Origin of the sequence: Leptospira kemamanensis, assembly GCF_004769665.1 — a bacterium.
Lineage (GTDB): Bacteria > Spirochaetota > Leptospiria > Leptospirales > Leptospiraceae > Leptospira_A > Leptospira_A kemamanensis.
In genome coordinates this window covers 447,737-466,685 of sequence record NZ_RQGG01000032.1, presented here as the reverse complement: position 1 = coordinate 466,685, position 18,949 = coordinate 447,737, and the positions used below count along the sequence as shown (strand labels likewise).

Genomic DNA, 18,949 nt, shown 5'->3' with positions numbered 1-18,949 from the left:
TTTTCTTTACATCGCTATATAAAAATAAATTAATTTCAAAATCTCAATTTTACGGACAGGTTTCGCAAGATAGGATGTAATCCCGACCAAAAAACTTTTTCTGATTTCTTCCTTTTGCACATTGGCAGAAATCGCAATGATTGGGATTTCGTTACGATGGTCAGTGCCTTTTGTTTGCTCAATGAAACGAATTTGTTTGGTGGCTTCCATTCCATCCATCTCAGGCATTTGCATATCCATCAAAATCAAATCAAAGTTCGTTGATTGAAACTTACTTAGAGCCTCTATTCCATTTTGTGCTACTTCCAATTCAATAGGGTATTTTCGTAAAAAAGTTTTGATGATGAATACGTTTTCTTCTGAATCTTCGGCTAATAAAATTTTACATGGAGGAAACTGTTCTGGTGATGGTAATTCTAAATCGAGCCAATCTTGATGCAACGGTGATCCTTTCTCTGTAATACCTTCATAGGGTATTTCGAAGATAAAGGTTGAACCTTTTCCAACTTCACTCTGAACGGATATCTTTCCATTCATCATCATAATCAATTTTTGAGTGATGGATAATCCAAGACCAGTTCCCCCATATTTGCGTGTGGTGGAACTATCAACTTGGGTAAAACTTTCAAAAATAGATTCTAACTTATCACTTGGTATCCCAATCCCGGAATCTACGACTTTAAATACCAAATTGGTTTTATTTTCGCTTAACAAGACATTAACGAAGATACTTCCCTTTTCGGTAAACTTCATCGCATTTCCAATTAAATTGATAAGGATTTGTTGGATTCGAGTGGAATCACCTTTGACCATTTTGGAAATATCGTCGCTTATGGAATAAGAGATTTGGATCCCTTTTGATTTTGCCTTTATTAAGAAGAGAGAAATCGTTTCTTTTAACAAATCATGGATAAAAAATTCAATGTTTTCAATTTCCAATTTTCCAGATTCAATTCTAGATAAATCTAAAATATCATTGATGATATTGTACAAAGCCTTTCCTGAATTCCTCAGTATGGTTAGATATTCGGATTGTTCTTTTGATAACTCTGTTTCATGTAAGGTATCAGCCATTCCTAAAATAGCATTCAGTGGAGTCCTAATTTCATGACTCATCGAAGCTAAAAAATCCGTTTTGGCTTGGGATGCTTTTTTTGCTTCGCTTTCTCTCTCTTTTGCGATGATCATTTGTTCTCGTAATAGTTTTTCACGTGTGACTTGTTGGGAAACATCAGAAATTTGAATCATACAAAAACGATTCGGTTCATCATCAATGGAAATTGGAATGATATGAAGATATTGATATATCCTTTCATTTTTTAACATTTGTTGTTCATTTTCAAACAAAGGAAATGGGAAAGGATTTAATGTATGAGTTAGAATTGAATATTGTGAAAATTCTAAACATTGTTCGATCGACTTTAGCGTTCGAGTTCCTGATAGTTCTGGAAATACATCAGTAATAAAATTGTTTTGTAGATTGGATTCAAGTAAGTGGGAATGTTTTAAAAACCATTGGTTACATAAAATAATTTTAAGTGATTCGTCTAAAATCAGGATTCCAATTCCTGATTTTTTGATCACCGTCGATAAATGTTTTTTCGTTAAAACATTCACTATTTTAATTTTTCTATTAGAACTCGTGATAAATTTTTAATGCTGTCAAAATTGAGAATAAAAAAGATATAACCTTTGATTTCTTTGCCTTTCAATTGGTAATCAATAAAAACTAAAAGAATCGAGTTATCTTCTTCAGGATTTCGATTTAGAAGTAGGTCTTCATACTTTCCTGCGAAAAATTCAGGAACATTGGTTTCTATTTTGTAATTCGACATCTTTGCCAAATTTGATAATATTGCGTTTAAAATGATATTTCCAATTTCGCTCAGAGCATCTTTTTCAAATTGAGAAACTTCATTGAGGGCAACATAGTCTTTCATCATCATCTTCACAATTTCTAAACTAGCACTTTTGTGAAATAAAAGGAAAGCTGAGCCATTTCCAATATCACCAACAAACTTTTGTTCTACTGTACAAACTTCTTGTTCCGCTAGATTTTCAAAATTGCGAGCTTCTGCTTTGGTGATGAGTTTTAAAGTTGGAACGGTTAGTAAAATTTCGTCCGAAATCATTTCGCTCATCAATTTGGCTGCCCCACCTAAACTGATATTAAACAATTCGCATAGGGAATCTCGTTCTAATTCTGTAAGAGTATTCATATATTCTCTAAAACAGGGATAATTTTTTCAGCTGTGACAGGTTTCTCAATAAAATCGATTCCTAAACTTTTTGCCTTATTTTTTATTGCATCTTGGATATTGGCAGTAATCAGAACAATTTTTGCGTTTTGGTAAGATGATTTCAAATTTTCAGCTAGGTCGAGTCCAGAAATAGTGCCAGGCATATTTTGATCTAAGCTAAAAAAGTCAATGTCAGGATGATCTGGCAGGATTAAGGTCGCTTTGTCTGCAGACTCAGCTTCCAAGATTTCCCAATTTGGGTGTTTTTCCGAGATGATTTTTCGAATCATCAATCTGGTGACTGTGCTATCATCTACAACGAGGGCTTTTTTTTGTGACATATCGATTGCCTTATTTCCAATCTAGTTTTATAACAGTATGTATAAACACAGTTGACGAAATTATTATCCAGAAATCATCCATGTATACCCATTACTTAATCATTTTATGTTTCTCTCTCTTTGTTTTTTGTAAGTCGAACCAAAAAATCTGTGAAGGCGAAAATTGCCGAAACGGAAAACACACGGTCAAATATGAAAACGGGGATCAATTTGAAGGTGAATTTTTAGAAGATGTCAAACATGGCATTGGAATTTACCTTTATGCGAATGGAGATCAGTTTGAAGGAGAATATAAATTCGGTTATAAAGACGGTCCAGGTACGTATCGTTATGCGAATGGTGATCAATTTATTGGGACGTATCTAAAAGGAAAACGGGAAGGACTTGGCAAATATCGATTTGCCGATGGTTTTCTTTTAGAAGGAATTTGGTCAGAAAATCAATTGGTTGGCAAAGGCAAAATCACCAACGTAAAAGGTAGTTTGGTTTTGGAGGGTTATTGGAACCAAAACCAATTCATTGGATTATCTCCGAAAGCAGAATCAAACGATCGTATCGAAATTTCGAATCCCGAGTGATTCATAAATCCGACGTGTTGCTTTCGATTTATTCAAAGTATACATATGAATGCCGGCAATTTTATGATCTAATAAATCACGGACTTGTTCTGTCGCCCAGTGAATTCCCACATTTTCAGCATAAGAATCATCTTCTGCGCGAGATAATGATTTTAGAAGTTTGGCAGGGAAGTTTGTTCCTAAAGAAAGTTCCGCCATACGTGCCAATCCTTTTCGAGAAGTAATTGGCATAATTCCTGCGATGATTGGAACTTTGATTCCTGCGATTTCACAACGTTCCACATAATCATAAAACGAATTGTTATCAAAAAACATTTGGGTGCAAATATAATCTGCACCTTGGTCAACTTTCCATTTTAAAAATTCAATTTCCTTCAAACGATTCGGTGTGGAGGGATGGCCTTCTGGAAAACCAGCAACTCCGATTCCCATCGTTGGAAATTCTTTTTTGATGAACCCAACAAGTTCTCCCGCAAATCCAAATCCATTTTCTGTTTTTTGGAATTCGTTTTGTCCTTTCGGTGGATCCCCGCGGAGGGCCATGATATTATGGATTCCACTTTTTTCGTATCGTTTTAAAATCTCTCGAATTTCGTCTTTTGTGGAACCTACACACGTTAAGTGACTAACAATCGTTAAACCAGTCTGCTCTTGTAACTTCACGACCAAATCGTGTGTTAAATCTCTCGTGGATCCTCCTGCGCCATAGGTAACACTGACATAGGCTGGATTCATTTGCGATAATTCTTGGATATTGCGGAATAAATCCTCAGATGCTTCCTCATTTTTGGGAGGGAAAAATTCGAAGCTGATCGTAGTCTGTTTTTTCTGGAGGACCTGAGAAATGTGCATAAAACCTATCCTCTAAACAGGAATATTTTTCTCAAGTCCCTTGTTTGCAAGTAACCAACCTTTTGACGCTTTTGTTTTCACGGCAAGCCAGAGGGAAAATTTTGGAAACAACGCTGGCATGATGACGATGGTAGACCTCAGGTAGGAAGGAACCAAAACTTCTCCTGGGTTCTTTTGGATGGCTTTACAAATCGCATCTGCCACTTGGTTTGGTTCGATCAAAGGGGTAAAAAAGGAAGGTTTGACACCATCAATCATTCTCGTTTTTGCCATGGACGGGCAAATCCAACTAACTCCAATTTGGGTATCGTACAATTCCATCTTTAAGGCTTGGGAAAAACCGACCACTGCATGTTTGGTTGCAGAATAAGTAACGGTTCCTTCTGTTCCAAATTTGCCTGCAATACTTGCTAGATTGATGATAGCAGCTTCCTTTTGTTCTCTGAGAATGGGTAACGATTCGTACACAAGTTTCATTGGACCATGAACATTGATTTGTAAAGCTTTCTCCCAAACTGAGAAGTCTTTTCCTTCGTAGGGACCACTTGGTGCAATGCCTGCATTGTTAATTAAAATTTGAAACTTAAGTTTGTTTTTTCTAATTTTTTTGATAAGAGCCGTGATTTGTTCTTCTTTCGAAAGGTCACAAGCAAATCCGTAAAATTTTTTTCCAAAGGATTCCACCTTTGTTTGGATTTCTTTTAAAAGAGATGTATTGATATCCACACCAATGATATCATTTCCTTCTTTCGCTAAACGTTCCGCAGTTAAAGCTCCAATCCCCATGCCACAGCCAGTGATTAAAATCGTGTTTCCAGATAATTTCATACAAATACATTAGTGAATTTTTTAGTTTCGTCAATCCGAATCATATAGGAAATAGACTCAAATGCAATACCGACTTTTGAAACCTGAATTAGGGCATAGACTACCTTCCGTAAGTTCAACCAATGAATGGATTCGGGATCCAGAAATTCCATTTGGTTCTTGGGTAATCGCAGATGAACAAACTGCTGGAAAAGGTAGGGGCCAAAATGTTTGGCAGTCGTTAGGCGAAGATCCTTTGATTTTTTCAGGTAAAATTAGGTTATCTGCAGCTGAAATTTCACTTCCTTTGGTTTCTATTTTTATCTCTTCCGCACTACTCAAAACAATTTATCGTTTTTTTCCTGAACGTTTAGAAGACACAACCATCAAGTGGCCAAATGATATTTATAAAAAAGATAAAAAGGTAGCTGGCATTTTAGTCCAATCCGAATTCACAAATGGGGTTTATGATATAGTCATTGGCATTGGACTAAATTTTTTTGGAAAACAAATACCTGAACATCTAAATGAGAAAGCAACTTACCTATGTGAGAATCCACTTGGTGAAGGTGATTTAGAACGATTTGCCAATCAATTGGTATTGGAAATTAACCAAGCCGTGATCACTCTTTTGGATCAAAGCCAAGTACTAAAAGATTTGGTATGGATCGAAGAACATTCCTTATTAAAAAACAAAGTCATTGAAACAGAATGGGAAGAAAGAATGGTGAGGGGAAGAGTTTTGGGAATTGATGAATTAGGATTCCTTCTCATAATGACCGAAACTGGCCAAAAGATTGAACTCATGGACACTTCACCAAAATTTCGGATAATATAAATGTCAGAATCACCACTATTACTTGTCATCGATGTTGGAAATACAAACACAGTTTTTGGAGTTTTTCGTGAAGGGGAAGAAACTCCCGACTTTCACAAAAGAACTGTTACACGAAGGGATCGTACTTCTGACGAACTTGGTCTTTTTTTAAAAGGGTTTTTGACACAAGAAAATGTAAAAGCCGATCGAGTTAAAAAAGCAATTTATTCGAGTGTTGTTCCTTCCTTAAATCCCATTGTGGAAAGGATGTTAGAAGATTGGTTTGATGTGAATCCATTGCGGGTTCATTACCAAATGAATTTAAACTTTGGTATCAGTTACCCTCGTCCTTTTGAAATAGGAGCCGATCGTTTGGTAAATGCAGCATATTGTGCAAAAACCTATCCTGGTAAAAAAGCCATTCTTGTGGATTTGGGAACAGCAACAACATTTTGTGTGATCAGCGAAAAGCCAGAATACATTGGTGGTGTGATTGCCCCTGGTTTAAAAATTTCCATGGATGCACTGACTCGAAATACAGCCCAACTTCCACCGATCGTTTTTGGTTCCCCAACACGTGTGTTAGGCGAATCTACTGTTGAGTCTATCCAAGCTGGATTTTTCTTTGGTTGGATTGGATTGTTAAAGGAAATTGTAAGAGCAATTAAAGAAGAAAATCCAGGTGATTATGTAGTAGTTGGAACAGGTGGACTTGTTACAACTATTCACGCTTCGCATAACCAAGTGTTTGATGAAATTGATCCTATGATGACGTTGAAGGGATTAAAAATCTTAGCCGATCTAAATTCCTAAGATTTTTTTACGATACGTTTCCCCCATGAGATCATATCCGATTTGATTGGGGTGGATTGGATCTGAGATTGGATAGAGGGGAAGTTCCCCTTGGTAAGACTCAAAAATTGATTCGATATCAACTATCTCTACTTTGGGTTTCTTCTCTTGGATGGCACGTAAGGTACTGTTATTCGTGCGAATTGTATCTTGGATGGAAACCATATTGGTTTTTGGAACTAAGGTTAGATATACGATCGAATTTTGGTTCGATTGTAAAAAATCTATGAGATTCAGAGTGCGAGTTTCAAATCCACTGGTTCCATATACCATTGCATCATTTGTTCCGAGTTCTAAAATCCAAAGATCGGTTGGAATCGCATTCAATCGGTTTTGGTTTTGGATCCAATCTTCTGTTGTATAACCTGCAACAGATAAATCCGTAACTGTAAATTCACTGGGCAATCGACTTCGTAATCCAAATCCATCCGACCACTGTGCTAAAGAATCACCCACAATTGTAATTTTGCGATTCAAAACATTTGCTCCTAAAATAGAAAGATATTGTCCGGATGGTTTGTCGGAATGATAACAATTGGAAAAACAGAGGAAAACACTTAGGAACAATATAAGGTTTAAAAAACGTTTCATTTTCTTGTATAAACAATGGTTTTGTAGTGTAACCAATGGTTAGATGGAACAGGGATTTCCCACTCCACACGAATCCAATTCCCTTTTTTTAGATAATCCTTGATGGCTTCATTGATGAGGGATTCATCATAAAAAACAAAACTATCTCGGGAATGAATGGTATTTAAAAAAGTTTCCGATGGAATTTCCAATTCTCCTGGAATGAATTCTAAAATATCCAAATCAGGTCGTTTGGATTTTAAATCAAAATAGGGATCAGGCAAACTTTGTAAGTACACAGCTTTGGAATTGGCCAAACTAACTTCGATATTTTGAAAATGTGCTTTTAGGATTTCACCTGCATCTGTTTTGAACCAATGCAAATGGGTAATGTAAAACATTGCCGCAAGGGAGAGGATAATTCCAAAGATTGGAACTTGTTTTACAATCGATTTTTCCTCCGCTAACAAAGCCATACCAAAGGATAAGGGAAACATGATATGAAAGACATACCATCCTTCGGAAGAGGAATACAAAGCAAAGAATACAGATCCAACCCATAACCAAAAGAGAATCCATTTTGAGGATAAAGTTTTTTTTCTCTCGTAGAATTGGTAGGTTAACCATGCTAAAATGGATAATTCCATTTGAATCAAAACCAAACGAAGTTTCGAAAAACCAAATCCAAACGAAAAAATTTTGATTTTATCAAAGAAGGTAAATGTTTTTAAGAGGTTTTGTTTTCGTGTAAGTTGTGCTCCAAATTGGAGTTGAAACCATTCCCAGTTGGGATGGATGTATAAGATCCAACCTAATATTGGTAATATACCACCTAATATAAAATAAACGATGCTTCGTATGCCAAAGTTTTGGTATACGAGAAACAAACACACTAGTCCAAAAAAGGCACCAAAGGGATGAGACAAAGCAGAAAAAGATAAAAACACTCCAGCCAAAAATGGATTCCATTTGTTCCTATTGGAATTAGTAGCGAAAAGTAAACTTAAGATGAAACAAAAAGCTGTGAGTGCTTCCATTCTGGCAACAGTTCCAAAACGAAATACAAGTGGTTCCCAAAGGATGCTAACAAATGCAATTTGTGCGGCAACTTCTGAAATCGAAATTCGTTTTAAGAAGTGATAAAATCCAAAAGCGGTTAAGTATACTAAGCAAACGTTTGTCAGGCGAGGAGTAAAAATTGAATCTGGAAAGATGGTTAAAGTCAAACCAGAGAATAATAAATATAGGGGAGGCATCCAAAGAGTTTTGGATTCCATACCAGGGATGAGGCCTTTTAGGACTTCGGTTTTCAATTCTCCCGATTGGGAAAAGGAAACGGCGGGAGAATAAAACAGAACCTCATCAGGCCAAATGACGGGAAAAACACCGAGGTTGATCCCAACATGGAAACAATAAACAAGGGAGATGAACCAAAACGAGGCAAACGCCACGTTTGTATTACTTAGAAAGGGAATTAACGGCTTCTTGTTCCGTTTCGAAAACTTCAAACAAATCCAGAAGTTCTACAACATCAAAAACCTTTTTTACAGGAGGTGTGATGCAGCAGAGTTTGAGCTTTCTTCCTTGTTTGTCGAGCTCTCGCACCATACCAACAAAGATACGAATTCCAGAAGAAGAGATATAGGAAATGAGCTCTAAATTGATGATGATGTCACCATCTCCGTTTTGCACATCATCCGCTAATTTTGCCTCAACCTCATCCGAATGAGTGATATCCAAACGACCGTTGAGGTGAACGAGTGTGTGCTTTCCGATTTTTTTGGTTTTAATTTCCAAAGCGAGCCTACTTGGTGACTAGAATCTTTGAAAACACCAAAGGTTCAAGAAATTTTTACGCTGCTTGGTTTCTGTTTCTCGTAAAAAGTCGAGGGTCGTTGTGGTCTGTCTCGGGAATATGCAACATAATCCGCTGGCGAGTGGATCTCTTGGTTCGGTGGCCTAAAAATGCTTGGATTTCCCAAAGCGGGAATCCTTTTTGGAATAAATCCAAAGCAATCACATCGCGTAAGAAAGTGATATGTAATTCGCGTGAAATCAGTCGACTGGCTGTTTTTAAAATCTTTTGGATGGTTCTTGTGCGAAGCACTCCATCTCGGCCAGGGAATAGGTAATCACCCGGAGAAAATTCGCAAGCATAACGATACAATTCCACTGCAAATTTTGGTTCTAAGTAGATATTCCTCCTCCTCAGACGACCACCGTTCTTTAAATAAAATCGATCCATTTCTTTGGTAAAATCAGCAATTTTCAAATGGATGAGTTCTGGCAGTGATAAACCTGTACAAACTAAGAATTTGATGATCAAATAGTGAATGTGATTTCGGTTCCGGAGTTGATTGAGTAAGTTTAGGATTTCGGTATGGTCTAATAATCGATTGCCCAAAGTATAAACATCAATGGTTAGAATGTGAGGGAGGAAGGTTGTTAAATTCAAATTCGTATTTAGCATATTTTTTCTCGTGGAATGTATCAGAGTATAACAATCCATGCAAATAAATTGTCACCAAACCGCAGTTTTGGATCGCAAATTTGGAGAAATAAATTTACTAGTTCATGTTTTTGCACGAAGCATTTTTCTGCTTGATTCATATTCTAAAAACGATTCTATCTTTGGGAGAAACAATTAAGGATCAAAAAGTATGGACTCTCTGGAACTAAAAACAAATGACCCGGAACTACAACTGACTAAGGAAGACATTCAAAAAGTTGAGGAACTGACCGGGCAAATTAAACTCAATAATCCCAATGATATCGTTTCCTACGGATCTTCCGCCCAAGCAAAAGTTTCTGATTTTGCAGACAAAGTTTTATCAGAGATCAAAACAAAGGACTCAGGATACGCTGGCGAATTGTTAAACCAATTATTATTCAAAATCAAAGATTTAGATATGGATAGTTTTGCTGGGGAAGGGAACACTCTTTCCAAAATTCCATTGATTGGTGGCCTTTTTGATGCCTCTCGAAAATTTTTAGCCAAGTTTGAAGATTTAGAATCACAAATTGGCAAAATTGTCGATGAACTGCATTCAGCAAGAACGAATCTCACAAAAGACATAACACTATTGCAGGCGTTATACGAGAAAAATTTAGAATATTTCAAAGAGATTCAAATTTTCATCGCGGCAGGAGACAAAAAAATCCAAGAATTACGTGATAAAATTTTACCAGAAATGTTAGAAAAGGCAAAGGCACAAGGTGATACTCTTGCTTCCCAACAGTACCAAGATATGGTACAAATGGTAGATCGATTTGAGAAAAAAATCCATGATCTTAAACTCACAAGAATTTTGTCCTTACAAACTGGTCCACAAATCCGTTTGATCCAAAGTGGGAACCAAGTTCTTGTCGAAAAAATCCAAAGTTCAATTTTAAACACCATTCCTCTTTGGAAAAATCAAATTGTGATCGCTCTCGGTTTAATGCGCCAACGAAAAGCATTGGAAGCACAAAAACAAGTTTCCAAAACCACAAATGATTTGATCCAAAAGAATGCCGAAATGTTAAAATCAGGTACGGTCGAGATCGCCAGAGAATCGGAAAAAGGAATCATTGAAATTGAAACCTTAAAAAATGTGAACCAACAATTGATCGAAACGATCACAGAAACATTGAAGATCCAAGAAGATGGTCGTCAAAAACGAAAACTTGCGGAACAAGAGATGATCAAAATCGAATCTGATATCAAACAAAAACTATTGGAATCGAAATAGTATGACAGACGTACAATTAGAACAAAATCAAGAAGAGAAAAAATGGGCCAGACGTGCCCATATTTCTACGTTACTCACGTATCCTATGGCATTATTGCCTTTTCCATTTTATATCTCGTCACTTGGTGCAATGGTGTATCCATTTGTGATGTGGTTATCTCGTAACAAATCTTCCTATTCCGCCAAACAATCATTAGAAGCGATTTATTTACAAGCTCTTTTGTCACTTGGATACTTTGGATTTGGGACTAAATTCGGAGATGATCGTGTTTTACTTGTGTTTTCCTATGTGTTTATGGCTTTTCTTCATGTAGTGTTTTTGGGAATCGCGATTTTCCGCACAACGATTGGAAAACCACACCATTATCCATTTAGTTTTTTTCCATTACTCTTTTCATCCAATCAAACCAAAGAAAATTGGAATGAATTGAAGAAAAAATTCGAAGATAAAGTTGAGTTTTCCGAATACAAAACGCAAATGGAAAAACTCGACGAATTCCGCTTGTCCACTGAAAAAGATGCAAAATTGTTAACAGACGTTAACTTACAAGGTCTGTGTAATGAATACTTACATTCCTTATCTGACTTACGTGTGAAATTAGCAGAAGATCCTCTTTCCTATCGGAAAGCAAAACAGTTTCTGAATTATTTTCCGGAAACCGTTTCCAAGATCATGAGCCAATACATTCGTGTAAGCCAAAACGCCAATACAACTGATTCAGAAAAAAGAAAATCCGAACTCAATTCATTGTTAAGCGAAGTAATCAAAACAACAGAACAAGTCAGAAATAAACTGAAAGCAGATGAAACCCTAAATTTAGATGTTGAGATCACCGCCATGAAGAAAAACATCGAATTTGGTGGGTATTGATGTTATCAGAATTACATGACCGTTCTTATCATTTTTTAAATTTTTTACCAAACGTGGCAGACTTCCTTGTGCAAAAACACAAGGAAACCAACTTAAAAGTTGATGAAAAAAGTTTATACAACCTAGTCACAGAAGCGGATCTAAAAGCGGAATCCATGATTTTGGATGAAATCCAAAAAAACTTTCCTTTAGATGGAATCCTTTCAGAAGAAAGAGAGGCCATTCCTGGAACATCTGGTTTTACTTGGGTGATTGATCCATTAGATGGAACTACAAATTATACTCACGGATTGCCTTTGTATGGAGTGTCAGTAGGTGTTGTAGAAACAGATTCAATGGCACCAGTGATTGGTATGGTATTTTTTCCAGAACTGAATACATATTACCATGCCATCAAAGGTCAAGGTGCCTTCCGTGAAAAAAAACAAATCCAAGTTTCCCAAACAAAAACGATGAAAGATTCTCTTTTTGTCACTGGATTTCCTTACGATCGGAATTTGTCTTTGGATACTCTCATGCAATATTATAAATCTATTTTACAAAAATCGCGTGGAATTCGTCGTACCGGTGCCGCTACTCTCGATTTATGTTGGTTAGCTGAAGGAAAGTTTGAAGGATATTATGAATTGGGACTAAAACCTTGGGATATGGCTGCTGCAGGACTCATTGTGATGGAAGCGAAAGGTAAGTTAACTTCGATGGATGGAAACGATTTTTCGATTATGATCCCAAGTTTACTCGCAAGTAATGGTTATGTCCACGAATACCTTCTTGCAGAATTTGAAGGACAAATCAACCGAGTAGTGTATTAACCATTTGGTTGAGTTTTGTTTTGATCACATCTTTGGAAAAATTGGTGAGGACATACTTTCTTCCATTTTTCCCCATTTTATTTGCAATTGATTGATTTTCTAAAAGATAATCTAACATCCGTTGGAAGGAATTAGAATCGGAATAATACAATCCACCTTGGCTTCGAATACAATGTCCTCTCATCACAGAAGACTTTGCATTCACAAGTACTGGTTTTTCTTGGAGCCAAGATTCCATAATGGATATCGAAAAACTTTCATAGGCAGATGGATTGAGTAATAAATACGAATTCTGAATTTCTGCTACTTTTTCTTCTTCTGAAACAAAACCAGGAAATTGAATTTCTTTGTTGTGAGATACATCCATTGAAAATACAGATCCTAAACATTTTAACGTCACATCCGTTCTGTGATTAAGTTGTTTCCAGTGATGATACTGTTCGAATAACTCTGGATATCCTTTTGCTGGTTCAATTCTACCAATAGTAATGAGTTGATGATTCTCTTTCGATGAATCCCTAGTGATCGTCGAATTTGATTTTTGATTTTCGGAAATAGGATCTTCGACAAACGTTCCAATCAAAAAATAGGAATTCACTTTTTGGCGGTGGTAAGATTCATACACATCCATTTCTTCAGGAGCATTAAAACTATAAGTATAATGGCTCAAATACGTTTGGCGGTATATAGGCAAACGAAAGGCTGGCTCATCGTGAAATGTTGGAACAATCACAAATGGAACCTTTAATAAAGGGATGCTGAGAACTACAGGATAATACAAATAACCTACAAGAATCACCAAATCATAATCAAATTGGTGTTTTGAAACATATTCCACTAACAGGGGACAAAAAGGGCCTTGTTCCTCGAGAAAAGACATTTGGTCTTTCATGGATACAGAATCCCCTCTTCGTAAACAGCGATCTAATACCAAATTCATCTGATTGATATTGCGAGTTTTTTCTACTGCGAAACGAATGATTTTATATTGGCTCTCTTCTGTTAGTCCAGGTTTGAATTCATTTTTCCAAGTTACATAGTTTTTGGCGGCACTTGTGATTACCGTGACATCATGGGATTCCGATAAAATATTTACATAATCCGAAGTTAGTTTTTCTGCACCTCCGGATGCATTTTGCAAAAACCTTGGAGTGATGAATAAAATATTAGCCATAAATTAACTTTTGATCACTTCTAATAAAGGTAAGATGCTAGTAGATTTTAGATACAAATCCAAACGTTGGTTTTGTTGATAGAGAATTGAGTTTCTAAATTCAATATTTTGAAAGATTTTGTCTATTTCCTTTGCCAATAAATCAAAATCTTTAGTTTGGAATAGAATACCAGCATCACCTAATGTTTCTGGTACGGCGCCAGCCGAATAAGCAACGACGGGCAATTGGAAATGCATAGCTTCCATCAATGGTACACAAAAACCTTCATGTTCACTCATAGATAAAAACAAATTACTTTCAAAATAAATCTTTTTTAACATGGATTCATCTACATACGAAATGATTTTTACTTCTTCTTGTAAATCAAGTTGGGAAATCATAAAATTGAGTTCGTCTAAATAAGACTGTTGGTCTGGATTACAAAATCCTAACATCCTAAGTGAAAATTGATTTCCATAAGTAGATTTCCATGTCCTTGCAAAACGAATTAAATCATCTTGTCGTTTATTGGGTGCTATGCGACCGACAAACAAAAAAGAAGGATTTTGAAAGGATTTTACCTTTGTTTTCTGATCTAAGGAACCTAAATTCCATTTTTGAAAATTTAGATGTAAAGGGAAAATCCTGGATTGTTTGAATCCTAAGTGAATGAGTTCATTTAAATTAAATTGAGAAACGGCAAAAGAATGTTGGAAATGTTCTCTGATGATTTCTAAATCTTCTCTTCCTTTACGCAGTAAATAACTGAATCGTAAGTCATAGGGTTCAAAAAAATTTTCTGGTGTTACATTATGATAAATGAGAATCTTTTTATTGGGAAATTGTAACAGAAAATCAAGTACTTTGGAATGGATGGAATGATGATAAACAATGACATCATTTGGTTTGATTTTCGCTTTTGTGATTTTTTCGGCATATTTTCGATCGCTAGAAAAAACGTTTTCGGCATAAATTTTGCCTTCGTAATTTTCTTTTGCGAGCAAACGTTTGATTTCCAACATTTCTTGTGAGATCGCATCACCTAATTGAAATCCAGCTGAGAATTGGTGAATATTCATTTGATACCACTGATTAAGATGTCAGAAATCTCTTTCGCAAAAGGAAAATGATTGTAATCATCCAATACCTTATATTGGTTTTGTATCATTTGTGCACAAAGATCTTTTTCACTCAAATTGTTTTTGATCATTTGTACTAAACTTGGATAGTCTTTTTCAAAAAACAATTTTCCACCTTCTCGCATGGTACCTGGGATTGCGCCAACACCAAAAGCAAAAACGGGGATACCACAACCAAATGCTTCTAAAATCGGAAGGCAAAATCCTTCGTGTTCACTCATGGAGACAAAGGCACTAGACTCATGTAAAATAGATAATACTTCCGAATCTGACTTACCCATCAAGAATTGAACTTTGTTTTCTAAGTGAAATTTTCGTACAAGTTCTGTTAAACGATCAAAATATCCATCAAAAGCACCAATGATCGATCCAATACAATAACAGTTTGCATCTGGAAATTCCTTAACCCAATAGGAAAAAAATGTGATTAAGTCTTCCCATTTTTTTTGAGGAGAATATCTACCTATAAATGCGATTGAATAGTTGTTATGTGAAATGTCATTTTTTCGTGGGAGTTTTTGGTAGGTTTTGCAAATCGGAATCACATAGGGGTTACGAAACTCATATCCACTAATGGTTTCAAAATTAAACTGAGAATCACACCAGATAGAATCACAAAAAATAGATAAACTTGCCAGTTCCAAAAAGGATAAAGATTCAAACTTTTCCATGGCATGGAAAATATCTTCGGTTGTCGTGTGCTCATAAAATTTAGCGGGCGTCACATTATGGAATCTTAAAATTTTGGTTCCAGGTAAATTTTGGAATAAGTGGTATGGGTAACCTGCACCACCATAATGTAGTATATGAATATCGTTTTGATTTGTAGGGTGATGGAACTCATCCACTAAATGAAAGGTACTAAGCAAAGGCTTTCCTTTTCTAGGAAGCCTTGTAATGAAATGTGTTTTGTATCCTAACGACAGAAAGACTTCAGAAAGTCCGATTGCATCATTTCCGACACCATCAGAATCTTTTAATTCATCTAGATGTTGAAATACATTCATCTTAGAATTTTGTATAACGGAAAACCTTAGTGTCTTCTGAGACAGACAAGTCTCTTGGTGAAGTAAAACCTAAACTATGCAAATAACTAGGAAGGAAATCTAATTGAATCTCTGTGACTTGTAGGTCACGGAAAGGTCGATTTGTTTTCTCAGGAACAATCGATATAGAAAAATAAAGATGATACCCTTCCTTCATGATAGAAGAAATTTCTGCAAACAATCGTTCTAAGGCAAAAGAAGGGAACTTGTTCAGAGAAACATATACCACTACATCTTTGTTTTGGATATTTTTTTGTAAAAGAGGAAATAGCGATTCCGTATAACTTATGTTCTGAGAAATTTTACTTTTGATTAAGTTATATTGATTTTCATTTGTAGTGATCGAATGAAAAGGAATTTTAGAGATTGAAAACTCTTTTAAAAGTTCTCCCCACTCTGGAAATAAAACCATTACTTGTTTTGTGGTTTTTAAATCATCAATCACCAATTGCCAATTGGGATTCATTCCTGCATCTACAAAGTAGGAAGAAGTCGCCCAACTAAAGTTAGGGGAATTATTTCCGTCAGAATGTAAAAGATGGTCCCTGTAAAACCCATCAAACCTTCTTTCCATTTGTTCCATACGTTTGCTAAGGCGCACTAATTCATGTAAAACAGAGAAAAAAGCTCGGATTCGATTTTCAGAAAGTTTTTTGTCGATCTGTCCATAAAGAGAAACCAAACGATTGATGATGAACTTAATTGGCCCGCGGATGTACCAAAACTTAGGATTGGAAAATTTAGGACTCGAAATTCCTTTTTCAAATAAATGCGCGGTGCCAGCAGGATCAAACTTACGAAAGCCTAGTGGTGACTCTGGTTTATAACTGATTTTTGTGAGTTCGGACCAATCCCTGGGATGGTTGGGGTCGAGTGGAATCTTGGATTCCAAAGTTTCTACAATTTCTTGTACGTTGATCTGTGGGTCACGGATTGCGACAAAGGGGGATGGATTGAAATTCTTTTTGTCTTCCACAGTTTTCTTTCTTTTGTTGAGAGGATTTGAAAAATTGGGAGAATGGCAACTAAATCTTAGGGTCAGATCAGAAAATTCCCTTTTCTATGAAAAAAAAACAAACTTTAGTCACCGGAGCCAGCGGATTTGTGGGAAGTTATCTCCTTCCAGCACTCGAATCCCAAGGGAATCACGAAATCCATTGTTTTCAAGGTGACATTCGTGACCTAGAAACCGTTAATAATCAGTTAAAAAAAGTCCAACCCGATATTTTAATCCATTTAGCGGCCCAAGCCTTTGTTCCCAATGCGATCGAAAATCCATGGGAAACCGAAAGCATCAATGTTGGTGGAACCCTAAACCTTTTAGAAACATTACATCGATTACAAAAACCTTGTAAGATGTTATATGTATCTTCGGCAGATGTTTATGGAAAACAAAACATAGATGCCTTACCACTTTCGGAAACTTTATTACCTAACCCAGTGAATCCATATGCAGGGAGTAAGTTGGCTGCTGAATCTTATTGTCGCCAATACGCAGAGTATAGTACCTATGTCTCGGTGGTGATCGCACGACCGTTCAATCACATTGGAATCGGCCAAAGAAAAGAATTTGTGATCCCCAATTTTTGTTCTCAAATCATCCAAGCCAAGTATGCAGGAAAAAAAGAAATTTCAGTTGGTGATTTACAACCAACACGAGATTTTTCTCATGTAAAAGACATTGTAGATGGTTATCTCACTCTCATTGAAAAAGGTGAGACTGGTGAAATTTATAATATTTGTTCTGGAGAAGAACGAAGTATACGATTTATGGTGGAAACACTTGTGAAATTTTCTGGAGAAGAAATTCGTTTTGTTGTCGATGAAAGTCGAGTTCGAGTTTCAGAAACTTCAAAAGTGTACGGAGATAACACTAAACTCAAAGCTTTGGGTTGGAAAACCAAACATAGCTTAAGCGAAACCTTGAAAGAGATTTATGATTATTTAGAATCAGACTTTTTGAAATCTAAACAAGTCGATTGAACTTCTTTCCAAGTGGAATCAGATACAATTTTTTTGATCGTACCTTTTTTTCCTTTTTGAATCAAAGATTCTAACGTTTTCATTCTTTCTTTTGTCGCAGGGTGAGTGCTGAGAAAATCGGTAATTTGGGTTGCGGTAGAAGTTTCTTCTTTTGCATTTGTCGCCGAATCTGTTTCTTCCGATTCATTTTCACCTTTTTCCATTTCTTCCATTCTTTGGAAAAAACTGAGTAAACCATCGGTTGACAAATTTTTTGATTTCAAATATTCGATGGAGGTTTTGTCCGCTTCCGTTTCAAAGTCTCTTGAAAATTTTAACACTAAAATTGTGGAACCAATTTCAGTGAGTGTTTCTAAAAATTCCATATTCCCAAGTCCAGGGCCTACAACCAAACTGATCGCAAGAGACGTTCCACCTGCTTTGACTAGGTTACGCATATGGTGTCTTTTTTCCACATGTGCAATTTCGTGTGCGAGGACACCAATCACTTCTTCTTGTGATTTGGCTTCATTCAGTAATCCGGAGAAAAAATAAATTTTACCATTGGATAAAGCAAAGGCATTTGGGATGGGCGAACCAATCACTGAAACTTGGAATTGGTGTTTGCTATCACTCGGAACAATTTGTTTGAGGGCTTCGGAAAAAAATCGATCTGTTGCTTTGGAATCACAAGCTTCGAATTGAGTTTCCATCTTCAATTGAACTGAATCACCTAAGGATTTGTCCATCGATAGAGGAATAAAATTTGTGACAAGTTCCAACCCTTTGAAGTAAAAAAATCCCACAACAGAAACAACGAATAATGATAAAAGTCCAAGGACAATGGGATTCATTTCCCGAATGGAATAAAAAAAGGCACTTGCATGGCTCTGGGATTTTTTGTTTTGGATCCAAGTTTTTTCTAAGAGTTTTGTTTCTTCTTTTGTACAAAAGATCTCTAAAGTGGGACTTTCCTTAATTTCGTCTGGTAATAAGATAAGTTTACAGCCGTTATGCGTCCGATGGAATTCGGTAAATTGGGATAAACTGATTTTATGGTTGGTATCGGCAGATGTAAATTGAATGGTTTGTCCGTTGACAAGAACGGTCCCTTCTTCAGGGACCGCTGATACACCATTAAAATATCGTGATGTAAATGTTTGGTTTTGAATCAAAG

At 36.2% G+C, this 18,949-nt stretch carries 21 protein-coding genes; 7 read left to right on the top strand and 14 right to left on the bottom strand.

The window, feature by feature from the left end; all coding sequences use genetic code 11:
* Nucleotides 1-6: 6 nt before the first annotated feature.
* The 3 genes from EHQ59_RS12340 to EHQ59_RS12330 are packed head-to-tail and all read right to left on the bottom strand — an operon-like array spanning nt 7 to nt 2,581.
* Nucleotides 7-1,617 carry an ATP-binding protein gene (locus EHQ59_RS12340; protein WP_135619936.1) on the bottom strand — a complete coding sequence of 537 codons (1,611 nt, stop codon included), beginning with the start codon at nt 1,615-1,617 and terminating at the stop codon, nt 7-9.
* Nucleotides 1,617-2,219 (bottom strand): chemotaxis protein CheC, encoded by a 603-nt coding sequence (locus EHQ59_RS12335; protein WP_135619935.1) that lies wholly within the window; start codon nt 2,217-2,219, stop codon nt 1,617-1,619. The genes EHQ59_RS12340 and EHQ59_RS12335 overlap by 1 nt, the downstream gene beginning before the upstream one ends.
* Nucleotides 2,216-2,581, bottom strand: a complete 366-nt coding sequence (locus tag EHQ59_RS12330; protein WP_135619934.1) for a response regulator — start codon at nt 2,579-2,581, stop codon at nt 2,216-2,218. Before EHQ59_RS12330 ends, EHQ59_RS12335 begins: the two co-directional genes overlap by 4 nt.
* 80 nt (nt 2,582-2,661) lie before the next feature.
* Here EHQ59_RS12330 and EHQ59_RS12325 point away from each other — a divergent pair, with 80 nt between their 5' ends.
* Nucleotides 2,662-3,159 carry an MORN repeat-containing protein gene (locus EHQ59_RS12325; RefSeq protein WP_135619933.1) on the top strand — a complete coding sequence of 166 codons (498 nt, stop codon included), beginning with the start codon at nt 2,662-2,664 and terminating at the stop codon, nt 3,157-3,159.
* Here the strand turns inward: EHQ59_RS12325 and metF are convergent.
* Both metF and EHQ59_RS12315 read right to left on the bottom strand, forming a co-directional pair.
* Complete coding sequence (gene metF, locus EHQ59_RS12320; RefSeq protein ID WP_135619932.1) at nt 3,124-4,011, bottom strand: methylenetetrahydrofolate reductase [NAD(P)H]; 888 nt, start codon at nt 4,009-4,011, stop codon at nt 3,124-3,126. The two genes, EHQ59_RS12325 and metF, sit on opposite strands and share 36 nt — an antisense overlap.
* Before the next feature lie 12 nt (nt 4,012-4,023).
* The gene (locus EHQ59_RS12315; protein WP_135619931.1) at nt 4,024-4,839 is read right to left on the bottom strand and encodes an SDR family NAD(P)-dependent oxidoreductase; all 816 of its coding nucleotides are present in this window, start codon (nt 4,837-4,839) and stop codon (nt 4,024-4,026) included.
* A gap of 61 nt (nt 4,840-4,900) precedes the next feature.
* Between EHQ59_RS12315 and EHQ59_RS12310 the strand changes: the two genes are divergently transcribed.
* Both EHQ59_RS12310 and EHQ59_RS12305 read left to right on the top strand, forming a co-directional pair.
* Nucleotides 4,901-5,656 (top strand): biotin--[acetyl-CoA-carboxylase] ligase, encoded by a 756-nt coding sequence (locus EHQ59_RS12310; RefSeq protein WP_135619930.1) that lies wholly within the window; start codon nt 4,901-4,903, stop codon nt 5,654-5,656.
* Nucleotides 5,657-6,448, top strand: a complete 792-nt coding sequence (locus EHQ59_RS12305) for a type III pantothenate kinase (protein ID WP_135619929.1) — start codon at nt 5,657-5,659, stop codon at nt 6,446-6,448.
* On the opposite strand, the gene EHQ59_RS12300 is transcribed toward EHQ59_RS12305, so the two are convergent.
* The 4 genes from EHQ59_RS12300 to EHQ59_RS12285 are packed head-to-tail and all read right to left on the bottom strand — an operon-like array spanning nt 6,437 to nt 9,512.
* Nucleotides 6,437-7,078 (bottom strand): SGNH/GDSL hydrolase family protein, encoded by a 642-nt coding sequence (locus EHQ59_RS12300; protein WP_244245515.1) that lies wholly within the window; start codon nt 7,076-7,078, stop codon nt 6,437-6,439. The two genes, EHQ59_RS12305 and EHQ59_RS12300, sit on opposite strands and share 12 nt — an antisense overlap.
* Nucleotides 7,075-8,508, bottom strand: coding sequence for an ArnT family glycosyltransferase (locus tag EHQ59_RS12295; RefSeq protein ID WP_135619928.1), 1,434 nt, complete (start codon nt 8,506-8,508; stop codon nt 7,075-7,077). The genes EHQ59_RS12300 and EHQ59_RS12295 overlap by 4 nt, the downstream gene beginning before the upstream one ends.
* Nucleotides 8,509-8,515: 7 nt before the next feature.
* A complete protein-coding gene (locus EHQ59_RS12290) occupies nt 8,516-8,854 on the bottom strand; it encodes an STAS domain-containing protein (protein ID WP_012390191.1) in 339 nt (112 codons plus the stop codon).
* A 55-nt stretch (nt 8,855-8,909) separates the two neighbouring features.
* On the bottom strand, nt 8,910-9,512 hold the full coding sequence (locus tag EHQ59_RS12285) for a tyrosine-type recombinase/integrase (RefSeq protein ID WP_244245514.1): 603 nt from the start codon (nt 9,510-9,512) through the stop codon (nt 8,910-8,912).
* Nucleotides 9,513-9,717: 205 nt separating this feature from the next.
* Here EHQ59_RS12285 and EHQ59_RS12280 point away from each other — a divergent pair, with 205 nt between their 5' ends.
* From EHQ59_RS12280 to EHQ59_RS12270, 3 genes are read left to right on the top strand one after another with little or no spacing between them, the layout of a single operon-like run.
* Nucleotides 9,718-10,788 (top strand): toxic anion resistance protein, encoded by a 1,071-nt coding sequence (locus tag EHQ59_RS12280; RefSeq protein ID WP_135619926.1) that lies wholly within the window; start codon nt 9,718-9,720, stop codon nt 10,786-10,788.
* Between the two features lies 1 nt (nt 10,789).
* Nucleotides 10,790-11,659, top strand: coding sequence for a DUF4870 domain-containing protein (locus EHQ59_RS12275; RefSeq protein WP_135619925.1), 870 nt, complete (start codon nt 10,790-10,792; stop codon nt 11,657-11,659).
* Nucleotides 11,659-12,471 carry an inositol monophosphatase family protein gene (locus EHQ59_RS12270; RefSeq protein WP_135619924.1) on the top strand — a complete coding sequence of 271 codons (813 nt, stop codon included), beginning with the start codon at nt 11,659-11,661 and terminating at the stop codon, nt 12,469-12,471. Before EHQ59_RS12275 ends, EHQ59_RS12270 begins: the two co-directional genes overlap by 1 nt.
* Here the strand turns inward: EHQ59_RS12270 and EHQ59_RS12265 are convergent.
* From EHQ59_RS12265 to EHQ59_RS12250, 4 genes are read right to left on the bottom strand one after another with little or no spacing between them, the layout of a single operon-like run.
* Nucleotides 12,452-13,645: a glycosyltransferase family 4 protein gene (locus tag EHQ59_RS12265; RefSeq protein ID WP_135619923.1), complete on the bottom strand. Its 1,194-nt coding sequence runs from the start codon at nt 13,643-13,645 to the stop codon at nt 12,452-12,454. The genes EHQ59_RS12270 and EHQ59_RS12265 overlap by 20 nt on opposite strands.
* Before the next feature lie 3 nt (nt 13,646-13,648).
* On the bottom strand, nt 13,649-14,704 hold the full coding sequence (locus EHQ59_RS12260; RefSeq protein ID WP_135619922.1) for a glycosyltransferase family 4 protein: 1,056 nt from the start codon (nt 14,702-14,704) through the stop codon (nt 13,649-13,651).
* A complete protein-coding gene (locus EHQ59_RS12255; protein WP_135619921.1) occupies nt 14,701-15,771 on the bottom strand; it encodes a glycosyltransferase family 4 protein in 1,071 nt (356 codons plus the stop codon). The genes EHQ59_RS12260 and EHQ59_RS12255 overlap by 4 nt, the downstream gene beginning before the upstream one ends.
* A 1-nt stretch (nt 15,772) precedes the next feature.
* Nucleotides 15,773-16,786, bottom strand: a complete 1,014-nt coding sequence (locus EHQ59_RS12250; RefSeq protein WP_135619920.1) for an LIC_10202 family protein — start codon at nt 16,784-16,786, stop codon at nt 15,773-15,775.
* Between the two features lie 86 nt (nt 16,787-16,872).
* Between EHQ59_RS12250 and EHQ59_RS12245 the strand changes: the two genes are divergently transcribed.
* Nucleotides 16,873-17,793, top strand: coding sequence for a GDP-mannose 4,6-dehydratase (locus EHQ59_RS12245; RefSeq protein WP_135619919.1), 921 nt, complete (start codon nt 16,873-16,875; stop codon nt 17,791-17,793).
* On the opposite strand, the gene EHQ59_RS12240 is transcribed toward EHQ59_RS12245, so the two are convergent.
* Nucleotides 17,751-18,947: a M48 family metallopeptidase gene (locus EHQ59_RS12240; protein WP_135619918.1), complete on the bottom strand. Its 1,197-nt coding sequence runs from the start codon at nt 18,945-18,947 to the stop codon at nt 17,751-17,753. The two genes, EHQ59_RS12245 and EHQ59_RS12240, sit on opposite strands and share 43 nt — an antisense overlap.
* Nucleotides 18,948-18,949: the final 2 nt, after the last annotated feature.

Bases quoted from the DNA above. Each gene is read 5' to 3' on its own strand.
- EHQ59_RS12310 (WP_135619930.1), top strand. From the start codon at position 4,901: ATGCAATACCGACTTTTGAAACCTGAATTAGGGCATAGACTACCTTCC.
- EHQ59_RS12280 (WP_135619926.1), top strand. From the start codon at position 9,718: ATGGACTCTCTGGAACTAAAAACAAATGACCCGGAACTACAACTGACT.
- EHQ59_RS12270 (WP_135619924.1), top strand. From the start codon at position 11,659: ATGTTATCAGAATTACATGACCGTTCTTATCATTTTTTAAATTTTTTA.
- EHQ59_RS12275 (WP_135619925.1), top strand. From the start codon at position 10,790: ATGACAGACGTACAATTAGAACAAAATCAAGAAGAGAAAAAATGGGCC.
- EHQ59_RS12245 (WP_135619919.1), top strand. From the start codon at position 16,873: ATGAAAAAAAAACAAACTTTAGTCACCGGAGCCAGCGGATTTGTGGGA.
- EHQ59_RS12300 (WP_244245515.1), bottom strand. From the start codon at position 7,078: ATGAAACGTTTTTTAAACCTTATATTGTTCCTAAGTGTTTTCCTCTGT.
- EHQ59_RS12330 (WP_135619934.1), bottom strand. From the start codon at position 2,581: ATGTCACAAAAAAAAGCCCTCGTTGTAGATGATAGCACAGTCACCAGA.
- EHQ59_RS12265 (WP_135619923.1), bottom strand. From the start codon at position 13,645: ATGGCTAATATTTTATTCATCACTCCAAGGTTTTTGCAAAATGCATCC.
- EHQ59_RS12255 (WP_135619921.1), bottom strand. From the start codon at position 15,771: ATGAATGTATTTCAACATCTAGATGAATTAAAAGATTCTGATGGTGTC.
- metF (WP_135619932.1), bottom strand. From the start codon at position 4,011: ATGCACATTTCTCAGGTCCTCCAGAAAAAACAGACTACGATCAGCTTC.
- EHQ59_RS12325 (WP_135619933.1), top strand. From the start codon at position 2,662: ATGTATACCCATTACTTAATCATTTTATGTTTCTCTCTCTTTGTTTTT.
- EHQ59_RS12260 (WP_135619922.1), bottom strand. From the start codon at position 14,704: ATGAATATTCACCAATTCTCAGCTGGATTTCAATTAGGTGATGCGATC.
- EHQ59_RS12305 (WP_135619929.1), top strand. From the start codon at position 5,657: ATGTCAGAATCACCACTATTACTTGTCATCGATGTTGGAAATACAAAC.
- EHQ59_RS12315 (WP_135619931.1), bottom strand. From the start codon at position 4,839: ATGAAATTATCTGGAAACACGATTTTAATCACTGGCTGTGGCATGGGG.
- EHQ59_RS12335 (WP_135619935.1), bottom strand. From the start codon at position 2,219: ATGAATACTCTTACAGAATTAGAACGAGATTCCCTATGCGAATTGTTT.